Source organism: Rhizobium subbaraonis (assembly GCF_900220975.1).
Taxonomy (GTDB): Bacteria; Pseudomonadota; Alphaproteobacteria; order Rhizobiales; family Rhizobiaceae; genus Mycoplana; species Mycoplana subbaraonis.
The window spans coordinates 273,403-285,743 of record NZ_OBQD01000005.1 but is presented as its reverse complement, the minus strand read 5'-3'; the positions used below and the strand labels follow the sequence as shown (position 1 = coordinate 285,743).

The 12,341-nt window shown below is 62.5% G+C and carries 13 protein-coding genes; 9 read left to right on the top strand and 4 right to left on the bottom strand.

Translation table 11 applies throughout. The features are described from left to right. Positions 1–23: 23 nt before the first annotated feature. The 3 genes from CRO48_RS09595 to CRO48_RS09585 all read right to left on the bottom strand — a co-directional run bounded on the left by CRO48_RS09595 (position 24) and on the right by CRO48_RS09585 (position 2,272). Entirely contained in the window at positions 24–767 is a 744-nt protein-coding gene (locus CRO48_RS09595) for an NUDIX hydrolase (protein WP_097138530.1), read from the bottom strand. 63 nt (positions 768–830) lie between these two features. Beyond that, a complete protein-coding gene (gene mazG, locus CRO48_RS09590) occupies positions 831–1,664 on the bottom strand; it encodes a nucleoside triphosphate pyrophosphohydrolase (protein ID WP_097138528.1) in 834 nt (277 codons plus the stop codon). Positions 1,665–1,684: 20 nt separating this feature from the next. Further along, on the bottom strand, positions 1,685–2,272 hold the full coding sequence (locus tag CRO48_RS09585; RefSeq protein ID WP_097138526.1) for a deaminase: 588 nt from the start codon (positions 2,270–2,272) through the stop codon (positions 1,685–1,687). A 212-nt stretch (positions 2,273–2,484) separates the two neighbouring features. Between CRO48_RS09585 and cysG the strand changes: the two genes are divergently transcribed. The 9 genes from cysG to CRO48_RS09540 all read left to right on the top strand — a co-directional run bounded on the left by cysG (position 2,485) and on the right by CRO48_RS09540 (position 11,851). Then, positions 2,485–3,924: a siroheme synthase CysG gene (gene cysG, locus CRO48_RS09580; protein WP_097138524.1), complete on the top strand. Its 1,440-nt coding sequence runs from the start codon at positions 2,485–2,487 to the stop codon at positions 3,922–3,924. A 1-nt stretch (position 3,925) separates the two neighbouring features. Next, positions 3,926–4,243: a DUF2849 domain-containing protein gene (locus CRO48_RS09575; protein ID WP_097138521.1), complete on the top strand. Its 318-nt coding sequence runs from the start codon at positions 3,926–3,928 to the stop codon at positions 4,241–4,243. Between the two features lie 10 nt (positions 4,244–4,253). Then, positions 4,254–5,927 carry a nitrite/sulfite reductase gene (locus tag CRO48_RS09570; RefSeq protein ID WP_097138519.1) on the top strand — a complete coding sequence of 558 codons (1,674 nt, stop codon included), beginning with the start codon at positions 4,254–4,256 and terminating at the stop codon, positions 5,925–5,927. Positions 5,928–5,938: 11 nt separating this feature from the next. Then, positions 5,939–6,439, top strand: coding sequence for a DUF934 domain-containing protein (locus tag CRO48_RS09565; RefSeq protein WP_097138517.1), 501 nt, complete (start codon positions 5,939–5,941; stop codon positions 6,437–6,439). A 219-nt stretch (positions 6,440–6,658) separates the two neighbouring features. After that, a complete protein-coding gene (locus CRO48_RS09560) occupies positions 6,659–7,471 on the top strand; it encodes a ferredoxin--NADP reductase (protein WP_097138516.1) in 813 nt (270 codons plus the stop codon). A 373-nt stretch (positions 7,472–7,844) separates the two neighbouring features. Continuing rightward, positions 7,845–8,195, top strand: a complete 351-nt coding sequence (gene clpS, locus CRO48_RS09555; protein WP_097138514.1) for an ATP-dependent Clp protease adapter ClpS — start codon at positions 7,845–7,847, stop codon at positions 8,193–8,195. Between the two features lie 9 nt (positions 8,196–8,204). After that, positions 8,205–10,694 (top strand): ATP-dependent Clp protease ATP-binding subunit ClpA, encoded by a 2,490-nt coding sequence (clpA, locus tag CRO48_RS09550; protein ID WP_097138511.1) that lies wholly within the window; start codon positions 8,205–8,207, stop codon positions 10,692–10,694. A gap of 72 nt (positions 10,695–10,766) precedes the next feature. Further along, positions 10,767–11,513, top strand: coding sequence for an AzlC family ABC transporter permease (locus CRO48_RS09545; RefSeq protein ID WP_097138770.1), 747 nt, complete (start codon positions 10,767–10,769; stop codon positions 11,511–11,513). Then, a complete protein-coding gene (locus CRO48_RS09540; RefSeq protein ID WP_097138509.1) occupies positions 11,480–11,851 on the top strand; it encodes an AzlD domain-containing protein in 372 nt (123 codons plus the stop codon). Before CRO48_RS09545 ends, CRO48_RS09540 begins: the two co-directional genes overlap by 34 nt. Positions 11,852–11,878: 27 nt before the next feature. Here CRO48_RS09540 and CRO48_RS09535 read toward each other — a convergent pair whose 3' ends face one another. Beyond that, the gene (locus CRO48_RS09535) at positions 11,879–12,304 is read right to left on the bottom strand and encodes an HIT family protein (RefSeq protein WP_097138507.1); all 426 of its coding nucleotides are present in this window, start codon (positions 12,302–12,304) and stop codon (positions 11,879–11,881) included. Positions 12,305–12,341 lie beyond the last annotated feature (37 nt).

The following is a 12,341-nucleotide window of genomic DNA, read 5'->3' as shown; positions in this document are numbered from 1 at the left end:
AAACGTCGATGCGCCACCGGTGTTTACGCTTCGAAATGACGAGCTAGAAAAGCTCTGGCTTTGAGGAAGCTCCATGTCTTGGGGGCATCTGCCAGGGCACTGTCCCCGTTGAGAATGTCGTCCAGAGGATAGGCGTAGAGGTGTGCGGCTTCGTTCCGATCGGGCGCGTTGCCTGCCCCATCCAGGACCTGCGTCGCCGTCGAACGACTGACCGTCAACAGGAACATTTCCGGGTGACAAAAGACGGGATCGTAGGAAAGGCCAATCGCATAGGATGCAGAACGGATGAGGTCGGAGACGGCAATTTCCTCTGCGATTTCACGAGCCGCTTCCTGGAAAAGATCGACGGTCTTCGAACCGTTGGGCTCTGCGTACCCTCCCACGAAGTAAAGTCCGCCGGGATTCTGCTCGGCCGTAAGGCTCCGTCTCGTGACAATGGCGCAATCGTCTGCTGTCAGGACGACGACAGTCATTCCAAGCGGATCGGCGCGTGCCGCGTCCGGATATTCGTCGTCAAATTCGGGATGGCGTGTCGCCAGGTAGGCGGAATAGCAAGTCTTTTGTGCTGAGATGGTCAGCTGGCCGCATTCGATGCGATGATCTGCCATGCGCAGCAGCGTACCGTCGAAGGCTTCGGGGTGCCTGGAACTTGTCGATGCCCATATCGATTTTCTGTTCGTCTCCACCGCTTTGGCAAGCTCGAAGTCGCCGACCAAGCGGCATTCGATCCGATCGACCGGGGTGCTCAACCAGCGATCCTCAAACATGCGGCCGTCTCCAAGGGGTTCTGTTGCTTGCCCGACGTTGGTCGCCGCCGCGAAGGACGCCGTTCACCCAATCTGCCGTTCGATCGCCTTGGCGGCCTCCCAGAGGTCTTCCATCCGCTCCAGCGTCGCCTGCTCCAGCGTCTCGCCGGCGGCTTCCAGCTCGGTCTCGATATGGGCGAAGCGGCGGCGGAATTTCGCGTTGGTGCCGCGCAGAGCCATTTCGGCGTCGGTGTCGGTGTGGCGGCCGATGTTGACGACGGCGAAGATGAGGTCGCCGAGCTCGTCTGCCACCTTCTTCCGGTCGCCCTGTCGCAACGCCTCGCGCAGTTCGCCGACCTCCTCCTCGATCTTGTCGAGGATCGGCTCGGGTTCGGACCAGTCGAAGCCGACCTTGGCGGCGCGCTCCTGCAGCTTCAGGGCTTCAACCAGCGCGGGAAATGAACGCTGAACTGTGCCAAGATAGCCTGCATCGTTTTCTGGCGGCAGGCCGCGGCTTTGGCGTCGCTCGTGGCGCTCGCGCTTCTCGGCCTGCTTGATCGCGTCCCACTGGACCTTGACCCGCTCCGGCGTATCGGCCTCCGAACGGTCGAAGACATGCGGATGGCGGCGGATCATTTTGTTCGTGATCGCCTCGACCACGTCGCCGAAGGAAAATTCCCCCGCCTCTTCGGCGATCCGGGCGTGAAAGACGACCTGCAGCAGCAGATCGCCGAGCTCGTCGCAGAGGTCGTGCATGTCGGCGCGTTCGATCGCATCCGCCACCTCGTATGCCTCTTCGATCGTGTAAGGCTTGATCGTCTCGAATGTCTGCACCACATCCCACGGGCAGCCGGTTTCCGGCTGGCGAAGTGCCGCCATGATGTCGAGAAGGCCCTTGATGTCGCGGGACGGCTGCATGGTTCCACTCCGTTTGGCGCTCAGTTGAGCGGGATGCTGTTGTCGTCCTTGCCGGACTGGTAGGCGGCTGACAGCGTTTCGTAGGCTTCGCGGATGCGCGTATCTTGTGCCTGCAACTCAACCTTTTCCGCCCCCGGCGTCGTGGCGATCAGGTCGCCGATCGCCGCCGATCGCCAGAAGGCGTTCTGCTTCGCATAGCCGCCCGGATCGAGGCGGAACACTTCCTTGAGGATCTTCAGGTCGTGCGGAATGGCGAAGGCGTCACGCGAATCCTCGTGGGTGAAGAAATAATAGAAGTTGTCGAAGCCCGCCCAGGTGATGGCCGACAGGCACATCGAACACGGCTCGTGGGTCGAGAGGAACACAAGCTCCTTTGTGTCGGGTATGACCGCCTGCTCGTAGAAGCGCTTCAGCGCGTGCACTTCACCGTGCCAAAGCGGATTCTCGGTCTCGTTGTTCGTTTCCGCCAGAACCAGCGAGAGATCGGATTTCTTCAGAATGGCCGCGCCGAAGATCTTGTTTCCTGCAGCGACGCCTTTTTCCGTCAATGGAAGAATATCGTTCTCGATGACGTCCAGCAGACGCCGGGCCAGGATCGGTTGTTCCATGGGGCTGCCTCTTTGATGGTGCGAAGTTGCCTCATCCTTAGCGGTGCGGCCGTCGGCGAGGCAAGGGGCAAGGGGGCGCCGGAGAGATTTACCCGAAATCGGCGGGTGTCGAGCAAAACAATACGCGCCTCAAACGAGCGGCAGATTCCTGTTTCTTTTATTTTAGTTCCGGATTGGCGATATTGCCGGCACATTCGAACCGGATCGTGCAAATGCAGCAGACCAGTGAAAAGCTTTCGGTATTTCCGGCCTTCTTCCGCGTGAAGGGGAAGAAGGTAGTTGTCGTGGGCGGTGGTGACGAGGCCTATGCCAAGGTCCGCCTGCTGCGCAACACCGACGCCGAAATCGTCGTGGTCTCGCAAGAGCTGGAAGCCGCCTTCGCCCGTTATCTTGGCAATGAAGGCGTCAGGGTCGTTCGTGAAGAGGTTTCGGTTGCGCATCTCACCGGCGCCAGTCTGGTGTTTGCCGCGACGGGTGACGGCGCGCGCGACCAGGCCATCGCGACACGGGCGCGCGAACTGCGCATTCCGGTGAACGCTGTTGATCAGCCGGACTTCTGTGATTTCTTTACGCCCGCGCTCGTCAATCGCGCGCCGGTCGCTGTGGCCATCGGCACCGAAGGGGCCGGTCCGGTTCTGGCCCAGATGATTCGCAGCCAAGTGGATCAGATGCTCTCTCCTTCGCTTGGCCGGCTGGCGACGCTTGCCGCATCCTACCGGCATGCCGTCGAAGCCATGGTGCCGCGCGGCGTCACGCGCCGGCTCTTCTGGCGCAAGTTCTTCCAGGGACAGGTCGCCGACGCCGTGAGCGAAGGCAACGAGGACCTGGCGCGCCGCAAGGCGACCCAGCTTCTGGCCGAATCGCACAAGGTGGAAGGGCGCGTCTGGCTCGTCGGCGCCGGGCCGGGTGCGGAAGATCTCCTGACCCTGCGCGCCCAGCGGGTGATGATGGAGGCCGATGCGATCGTCTATGACGCGCTGGTGCCGCAGGCGATCGTAGATATGGGCCGCCGCGATGCCGAGCGGATTTCCGTCGGCAAGCGCAAGGGCTGTCATTCGAAGTCCCAGGACGAGATCAACGAGCTCCTGGTGGAGCTCGGTCGCGCCGGCAAACGCGTTGTGCGCCTCAAGGCCGGCGATCCGCTGGTCTACGGTCGCGCGGCGGAAGAGATGTCGGCGCTGCGGGAGGCGGGAATTGCCTATGAGATCGTCCCCGGCATTACGTCTGCATTCGCTGCCGCTGCCGATTTCGAGCTGCCGCTGACGCTGCGTGGCGTGGCGTCGTCGCTTGTGTTCACGACCGGCCACGATCTGACCGGCGCCGTTCTGCCCGACTGGGCACGGCTTGCCGTCTCCGGGGCGACCATCGCCGTCTACATGGGACGGACGGTTGCGGCCTCGGTCGCCGGACGTCTGATGCAGGCCGGCCTGCCGGCGGAAACCACGGTGGCGGTCATCGAGAATGCAAGCCGGGCGGAGAAACGGCTGATGCACGGCACGTTGAAGGACCTGTCGGACCTCGAGAATCGCGACGAATTGACCGGCCCGGTCATGGTTATCATCGGCGACGCGGTGGCCGGCGCCAATTTCACACAATCCGTTCCGCTCGTGCGCAGCCGCGCCACGGCGGAGGCAGTATTGCAGGGAGCATGACATGACAGACAAGGTTCTGACCGCAAACCGGCTGTCGGACGGCATATCCGTCTGGCTCGATGCCGCGGGCAACTGGAACGAATCTCTGCAGGAAGCCTTCGTGGCGCGCCACAAGGAGGCCGTCGAGGCGCTCGAGGCGACCGGCAAGCAGGCCTTTGCCGACAACAAGGTTGTTGACGTCAATGTCGTAGACGTCGAAGAGGTCGATGGCGTGCTGCGGCCGTTGCGGATGCGCGAGCGTATCCGGGCAGCCGGCCCGACCATTCCCTATGCAGCCGGCTATGCCGGCCTGAGCGCAATCCGTTCGGCCGTCGCCTGAAGGACAACACATGTATCGTTACGATGAATTCGACCACGCCTTCGTCAACGACCGCGTCGCCCAGTTTCGCGACCAGGTCGCCCGACGCCTCTCCGGCGAGCTTTCGGAGGATGCCTTTAAACCGCTGCGCCTGATGAACGGCGTCTACCTGCAGCTTCATGCCTACATGCTGCGCGTAGCCGTTCCCTACGGTACGATGAACAGCCGGCAGATGCGTATGCTCGCCCATGTCGCACGCAAGTACGACCGCGGCTACGGACATTTCACCACGCGGCAGAACATCCAGTACAACTGGCCGAAGCTTTCCGAACTGCCGGACGCGCTCGCCGATCTGGCATCCGTCGAAATGCACGCGATCCAGACGTCTGGCAACTGCATCCGCAATGTCACGGCCGACCATTTCGCCGGTGCGGCTGCCGACGAGGTTGCCGATCCGCGTCCCTATGCCGAGATACTGCGCCAGTGGTCCTCCGTCCATCCGGAATTCTCCTTCCTGCCGCGCAAGTTCAAGATCGCCGTTACCGGTGCCGAGCGCGACCGCGCCGCGATCCAGGTGCATGACATCGGCCTGCATCTGAAGAAGAACGAAAAGGGCGAGATCGGCTTTGCGGTCTATGTCGGCGGCGGACAGGGCCGCACGCCGATGATCGCCAAGAAGATCCGCGACTTCCTGCCGGAAGAGGACCTTCTGTCGTATACGACGGCGATCATGCGGGTGTACAACCTGCACGGCCGGCGCGACAATAAGTACAAGGCCCGCATCAAGATCCTCGTGCACGAGACCGGGGCGGAGGAACTGGCGCGTCAGGTGGAAGTCGAGTTCGCCGAACTCAAGAACACCGAGCTGAAGCTGCCCGAGCAGGATATCGCGGCGATCACCGCCTATTTCGCGCCGCCGGCGCTGGAGCCGCGCGCGGAAGGCTGGGCGCAGCTCGCACAGTGGAAGAAGGCGGATGCCGATTTTGCCCGCTGGGTGCAGCAGAACGTCCAGCCGCACAAGCATCCCGACTATGGCATGGTCACTATCTCCCTGAAGCCCATTGGCGGCATTCCGGGGGATGCGACCGATGCGCAGATGGATGCGGTGGCCGACATCGCCCAGGAATACGCGTTCGACGAGATCCGCGTCAGCCATGAGCAGAACCTGATCCTGCCGCATGTTGCGCTGGCCGATCTCGAGCCCGTCTACCGCGCGCTGGTCGCGGCCGGGCTCGCCACCGCGAACGCCGGGCTGATCACCGACATCATCGCCTGTCCCGGGTTGGACTACTGCGCGCTGGCGAACGCCCGCTCGATCCCGGTGGCGCAGGAAATCTCCACCCGTTTCGGCTCGCCGGAGCGCCAGGCGGAGATCGGTGAGCTGAAGATCAAGATCTCGGGCTGCATCAACGCCTGCGGCCACCACCATGTCGGCCATATCGGCCTGCTCGGGGTGGAGAAGAAGGGCGAGGAGCTTTACCAGATCACGCTCGGCGGTTCGGGCGACGAGAACACGTCGATCGGCGAAATCATCGGACGGGGCTTCGAGCCGGAAAAGGTGACGGATGCAATCGAGGTCATCGTCGATACCTATCTCGGCCTGCGTCTCGATCCGTCCGAAACCTTCCTCACCGCCTATCGTCGCGTCGGGCCGCAGCCGTTCAAGGATGCGCTCTACGGTGACAAGACGGCCGCGGCAGCCTGAGGAGAACTGTCATGACGAAAATCTGGAACGAAACGGGCTTCGTCACCGACGACCCCTGGGTCATCGAGAGCGAGGAAAGCAAGGCCGGCTCGAACGAGAAGGCGATCCTCGGCATTGACGATTTTCTGGCGAAGGTGTCGGAAGGCGATGAGCAGGGTTTCGGCGTCCTGGTCAATCCGGCCGATGACGTGCGCCGGCTGGTCGACCATCTCGACCGCATTGCACTGGTGGCGGTTTCTTTCCCGGCCTTCAACGACGGCCGGGCCTTCAGCCATGCGTCGCTGCTCCGTTCGCGGCTCGGTTTCAAGGGCGAGGTGAGGGCGGTGGGCGATGTGCTGATCGACCAGATCCCGCTGATGCTCCGCTGTGGGATCGACAGTTTCGCCGTCACCAATGCGACCGCGCTGAAGCGGCTTTCGGAAAACCGCCTGCCCGGAATCGACAATCACTACCAGCCGACGGCGCGTCCTTCGGCGGATGCAAAGTCCTACAGCTGGCGCCGCGTCGGCTGACGCATTTTGTCGCGCAAAGGCTCGTTTTCCGGTTTCGCCGGAGGGCGGGCCTTTTCTCTTGCTGCGCTGCACATTATATAGGGCGTGCAATCATACCGCGACCGTTGAAATGCAATTTGCGCATGGCCGCTTCCTTTGGAACGCGATGCCTTCCTTCCGCGGTCAGGTTATAATATCTGCCTATACGACATCAGCTTTGACCGCAGGAACCGACCACGCATGAACGCGCCCGCAAAGACCGAAGATCTCGCAGCCACCGTTCCCGCCGGCGTCTATGCCGAGAAGGTGACGAGCGTGCAGCACTATACTGACCGTCTCTTCCGTTTCCGCATGACGCGTCCGGACGGCTTCCGCTTCCGTTCTGGCGAATTCGCCATGATCGGCCTGATGGTGGAGGGCAAGCCGGTCTATCGTGCCTATTCGATCGCAAGCCCTGCCTGGGACGAGGAGCTGGAATTCTTCTCGATCAAGGTTCCGGACGGTCCGCTGACCTCGCATCTGCAGCAGATCAAGCAGGGCGACCAGGTTCTGATGCGCAAGAAGCCGACAGGCACGCTGGTGCTCGACGCACTGACGCCCGGCAAGCGCCTCTACATGTTCTCTACCGGTACGGGCATTGCGCCGTTCGCAAGCCTCATCCGCGATCCGGAGACCTATGAGAAGTTTGACGAGGTCATCCTTACCCATACCTGCCGGGAGGTGTCCGAGCTGAAGTACGGATTCGATCTGGTTGAGGAGATCGCGCAGGACGAACTTCTATCGGAGGTGGTCGGAGGCAAGCTGCGCCACTACGCCACCGTGACCCGCGAGGCGTTCCCTTATCAGGGCCGCATCACCGACCTGATCAGCAACGGCAAGATGTTTGCGGATCTCGGCGTCGATCCGTTCGATCCCGCGATCGATCGGGCGATGATCTGCGGTTCGACGGGCATGCTGAAGGAGACCAAGCTTCTGCTCGAGCAGGCCGGTCTGACGGAAGGGGCGAACAACAAGCCCGGTGAATTCGTGATCGAGCGCGCCTTCGTCGATTGAGCGTGTACGGCAGTGCCTGATTTGGGGGCGATGCCGGCGACGGCATCGCCTTTTTCGTTCCGCCGTTCCCCGTCGTTCCGCCAGCGAGAGCGGAATGCGGAGGTGGAATGCGCCGTCAGGCGAATGGTATGCGGCCTTTGCAGCGGTCGCGTGGGCGGCTAATGTGGGGAAGCAGGCGGCGGCTCGTCAAATCGCGGGGTGTCGCACAATTTTCCCGCTTTCAATCCCCCGCGGCTGGATTATCCTTGCAGGACGACGCGGGGGCCTTAAAATCCCGCAAGAAACCACTAGATTACGTAGGCATGATGACGGCAATCATCGCCGCCGCGGCTGCTTCCCATGCGAGAGCCGTGCTCACGAGGAATGAACTGGAATGAATGCGATACCGGTCCGGTTGCAGGGCAATGAAGGAAGCGGCGACACTCCGGGTCGCAGCACTTCCGTCATCACCCGCACGAAGCCGAAAACGAAGAAGCCGAGCCTCTATCGGGTTTTGCTGTTGAACGATGACTACACGCCGATGGAGTTCGTGATCCATATCCTCGAGCGGTTCTTCCAGAAGGACCGAGAGGCTGCGACGCGGATCATGCTCCACGTGCATAATCACGGCGTGGGTGAGTGTGGCGTTTTTACCTACGAGGTTGCCGAAACCAAAGTGACACAGGTGATGGATTTCTCCCGCCAGCACCAGCATCCGCTGCAATGTGTCATGGAAAAGAAATGAGGACATAACGTGCCAACTTTTTCGACCAGTCTTGAGAAAGCGCTTCATCAGGCACTGACCTACGCCAATGAGCGCCACCATGAATACGCCACGCTTGAACATCTGCTTCTGGCGCTGATCGACGACGCCGACGCCGCCGCCGTGATGGGCGCCTGCAACGTCAATCTCGAAAGCCTGCGCAAGACCGTGTCCGACTATGTCGACAACGACCTTGCCAACCTGGTGACGGGGTATGAGGAGGATTCCAAGCCCACCTCAGGCTTCCAGCGCGTCATCCAGCGCGCGGTCATCCACGTCCAGTCGTCCGGCCGCGAGGAAGTGACCGGCGCAAACGTGCTGGTTGCGATCTTCGCCGAGCGCGAAAGCCACGCCGCCTATTTCCTGCAGGAGCAGGAGATGACGCGCTACGACGCGGTCAACTTCATCTCGCACGGCATCGGCAAGCGTCCGGGGTCATCCGACGCGCGCACGGTGCGTGGCGCCGAGGAGGGCGAGAACGAGCAGAAGCAGACGCGCGCGCAGGGCGAGCAGGAGGAGGGCGGCAAGAAGCAGGACGCGCTCTCTGCCTACTGCGTCAATCTCAACGAGAAGGCCAAGAACGGCAAGATCGACCCGCTGATCGGCCGTCACGCCGAGGTCAATCGCACCATCCAGGTGCTGTGCCGCCGATCCAAGAACAATCCGCTCTATGTCGGCGATCCAGGCGTCGGCAAGACGGCGATCGCCGAAGGTCTCGCCAAGCGCATCGTCGAGGGCAAGGTGCCCGAGGCCCTGCAGGACGCGACCATCTTTTCGCTCGACATGGGCACGCTGCTTGCCGGCACCCGTTATCGCGGCGACTTCGAGGAGCGGCTGAAGCAGGTCGTCAAGGAGCTCGAGGAATATCCGGGTGCGGTGCTCTTCATCGACGAGATTCACACGGTGATCGGCGCCGGCGCCACTTCGGGTGGCGCCATGGACGCGTCGAACCTGCTGAAGCCGGCGCTATCCTCCGGTGCGATCCGTTGCATCGGCTCGACCACCTACAAGGAATACCGGCAGTTCTTCGAAAAGGACCGGGCGCTCGTCCGCCGCTTCCAGAAGATCGACGTCAACGAGCCGACGATCGACGACGCGATCGAGATCATGAAGGGCCTGAAGCCCTATTTCGAGGACTATCACAAGCTGAAGTACTCGAACGAGGCGATCAAGACCGCCGTCGAACTGTCGGCCCGCTACATCTCCGACCGGAAGTTGCCCGACAAGGCGATCGATGTGATCGACGAGACAGGGGCGGCACAGATGCTGCTGCCGGCCGGCAAGCGGCGCAAGCTGATCACCGAGAAGGAGATCGAGGCGACGATTGCGACGATGGCGCGCATTCCGCCGAAGACGGTTTCCAAGGACGACGAGCAGGTGCTCGCCAACCTTGAGAAGGAACTGCGCTCGGTCGTCTACGGCCAGGACCTGGCGATCGAGGCGCTCGCCTCGGCTATCAAGCTGGCACGTGCGGGGCTGCGCGAGCCCAACAAGCCGATCGGTTGCTACCTGTTCTCCGGCCCGACCGGCGTCGGCAAGACGGAGGTGGCCAAGCAGCTGGCTGCATCACTGGGCGTCGAGCTCCTGCGCTTCGACATGTCGGAATACATGGAGCGGCACACCGTTTCGCGTCTGCTCGGGGCACCTCCCGGCTATGTCGGCTTCGACCAGGGCGGCCTTCTGACCGATGGCGTCGACCAGCATCCGCACTGCGTGCTGCTTCTCGACGAGATCGAGAAGGCGCATCCGGACCTGTACAACATTCTGCTGCAGGTCATGGATCACGGCTCGCTGACGGACCACAACGGCAAGAAGATCGACTTCCGTAACGTCATCCTGATCATGACGACCAATGCGGGCGCTTCCGACATGGCCAAGGCCGCCATCGGCTTCGGCTCGTCCAAGCGCGAAGGCGACGACATGGAGGCGATCAACCGCCTGTTCACGCCCGAGTTCCGCAACCGCCTCGATGCGATCATCCCGTTTGGCTCGCTGCCGACGCCGGTGATCCACCAGGTCGTGCAGAAGTTCGTCATGCAGCTGGAAACCCAGCTGTCGGAGCGCAACGTCACCTTCGAACTGCAGCCGGAGGCGATCGCCTGGCTGGCCGAGAAGGGCTACGACGAAAAGATGGGTGCGCGGCCGCTGGCCCGCGTCATCCAGGAAAACATCAAGAAGAAGCTCGCCGACGAGATCCTGTTCGGCAAGCTGAAGAAGGGCGGCGTCGTCCGCGTCTCCGTCGGTCCGAAGGAAGATGGCACCAAGGGCATCATCCTCGACGCCGTACCGGAGACCGCTCCGATCAAGCCCAAGGCGGAAATCGCAGCACCCGCCCGCAAGGCAGCCAAGCCGAAGAAGGCGAAGGAGACCGTTGCGGCCAGTGCCGCGCCGAAGTCCAAGTCTGTCAAGGCGGAGGCCGAGAAGCCCGCGGCACCGGCCCGAAAGGGCAGCGGCGTGCCGAAGGTGCCGCGCAAGAAGTAAAGCCTGCCGACGCAGGTCCGATGCCGGGCGGGAAACCGCCCGGCATTTTCATGTGTATTGCCGGGAATGAAGATGGAAGCCGAGGCGACAATCGATGGACAGACGAGCCGTTACTGGTTCGTTCAGGGCATGCGCGGTCTCTGGAGCGTGCCCGCGATCATCCTGATGCTCTCCTTCGTCGGCTTCGCGGCGTTTACGGCCGAAGTCGGAGTGCCGGTGGAGCAGGTGATGTTCATGACCGGCGTGGTCTGGGCGCTGCCGGCCAAGGTCATACTTGTCGGCACGATGTTGTCCGGGGCCAACCTGCTGACCGCGTTCATCGCGGTGACGCTGTCCTCAGTGCGCATGATGCCGATGGTGGCGGCACTGGTGCCGGAAATCCGCACGCGCAGCACGCCGACCTGGCTCCTGCTTGTCCTGTCGCATTTCGTCGCCATCACGGCCTGGGTCTTTGCCATGGAGCGGGCGCATCATGTGCCACGGTCGGGGCGGGTAGCCTATTTCGCGGGCTTCAGCATAACGCTCACCCTGGCAAACGTGCTCCTGGTCGGCATCGCCTACTTCCTGGTGGCGCAGTTTCCGCCGATTGTCGGGGCATGCCTCTTCTTCCTCACGCCCGTCTATTTCCTGAGTTCGATCTGGGTCTCCGCCCGCCACCGCGTCATCTACTGGGCGCTTGGCATTGGGCTGGTGTCGGGCGTCCTTTTTCATGAAGTGGCGCCGGAGTTCGACATCCTGCTCGCAGGCGTGATCGGCGGGACGCTCGCCTGGGCGGGCGAGCGGCACTGGCGCCTGCGTCAGGCGGGGAACGCGCCGTGACCGTCGACGCGCTCTGGCCTTACATCTTCATTGCCGTTGCCGGCTGGCTGGCAACCGACATCTGGCGCTGGCTGGGCGTGCTCGCTGGCAACAGGATCGATGAGAATTCGGAGACGATGAACTGGGTGAGAGCGGTGGCGACGGCGCTGGTGGCGGCCGTCATTGCCAAGCTGATCGTCTATCCGACCGGCGAACTGGAGACCTCGCCGCTCTGGCTGCGGGTCGGAGCAATCGCGATCGGGGCTGCCGCCTTCTTTGCCTTCCGCCGCAACCAGCTTGCCGGCATCGCGGCTGCCATGGGAGCGCTTGCCTTCGGACTCCTTGTCCTCGGCGTCTGAGCGCCAAGGACAAGGGTGATCGCGGCGTCAGGCGCCGAGCGCTTCGCGCAGCTTTTTCGCGTTCGCCGCCAGTATACCCTGGTCTTCCATCGTCCCGGAATGCGGCTTCAGCGCTACGCCCTCGAAGCGGGGGATGACGTGGAAATGAAGGTGGTAGATCGTCTGGCCGGATGCCGGTTCGTTGAACTGGATCACGGTGACGCCATCCGCCTCGAAGGCCTCCTTGGCCGCAATCGCGATTTTCTGCACGACGGGCATCACCTGCGAAAGCGTCTGAGGATCGGCGTCGAGGATGTTGCGCGACGGCGCCTTGGGTATCACCAGCGTATGCCCGGTACCCTGCGGCATCACGTCCATGAAAGCCAGCGCATGCCCGTCCTCGTACACCTTGTGCGAGGGGATTTCCCCGCGAAGGATCTTGGCGAAGATATTGCCGGAATCGTAGGTGCTCATTTCTGTCTCCTCTGAATGTGCGGCCAGTGGCCGGAAT

Bases quoted from the DNA above. Each gene is read 5' to 3' on its own strand.
- CRO48_RS09575 (WP_097138521.1), top strand. From the start codon at position 3,926: ATGACAGACAAGGTTCTGACCGCAAACCGGCTGTCGGACGGCATATCC.
- CRO48_RS09570 (WP_097138519.1), top strand. From the start codon at position 4,254: ATGTATCGTTACGATGAATTCGACCACGCCTTCGTCAACGACCGCGTC.
- CRO48_RS09565 (WP_097138517.1), top strand. From the start codon at position 5,939: ATGACGAAAATCTGGAACGAAACGGGCTTCGTCACCGACGACCCCTGG.
- CRO48_RS09585 (WP_097138526.1), bottom strand. From the start codon at position 2,272: ATGGAACAACCGATCCTGGCCCGGCGTCTGCTGGACGTCATCGAGAAC.
- CRO48_RS09535 (WP_097138507.1), bottom strand. From the start codon at position 12,304: ATGAGCACCTACGATTCCGGCAATATCTTCGCCAAGATCCTTCGCGGG.
- clpS (WP_097138514.1), top strand. From the start codon at position 7,845: ATGAATGCGATACCGGTCCGGTTGCAGGGCAATGAAGGAAGCGGCGAC.
- CRO48_RS09595 (WP_097138530.1), bottom strand. From the start codon at position 767: ATGTTTGAGGATCGCTGGTTGAGCACCCCGGTCGATCGGATCGAATGC.
- cysG (WP_097138524.1), top strand. From the start codon at position 2,485: ATGCAGCAGACCAGTGAAAAGCTTTCGGTATTTCCGGCCTTCTTCCGC.
- CRO48_RS09560 (WP_097138516.1), top strand. From the start codon at position 6,659: ATGAACGCGCCCGCAAAGACCGAAGATCTCGCAGCCACCGTTCCCGCC.
- mazG (WP_097138528.1), bottom strand. From the start codon at position 1,664: ATGCAGCCGTCCCGCGACATCAAGGGCCTTCTCGACATCATGGCGGCA.
- CRO48_RS09545 (WP_097138770.1), top strand. From the start codon at position 10,767: ATGGAAGCCGAGGCGACAATCGATGGACAGACGAGCCGTTACTGGTTC.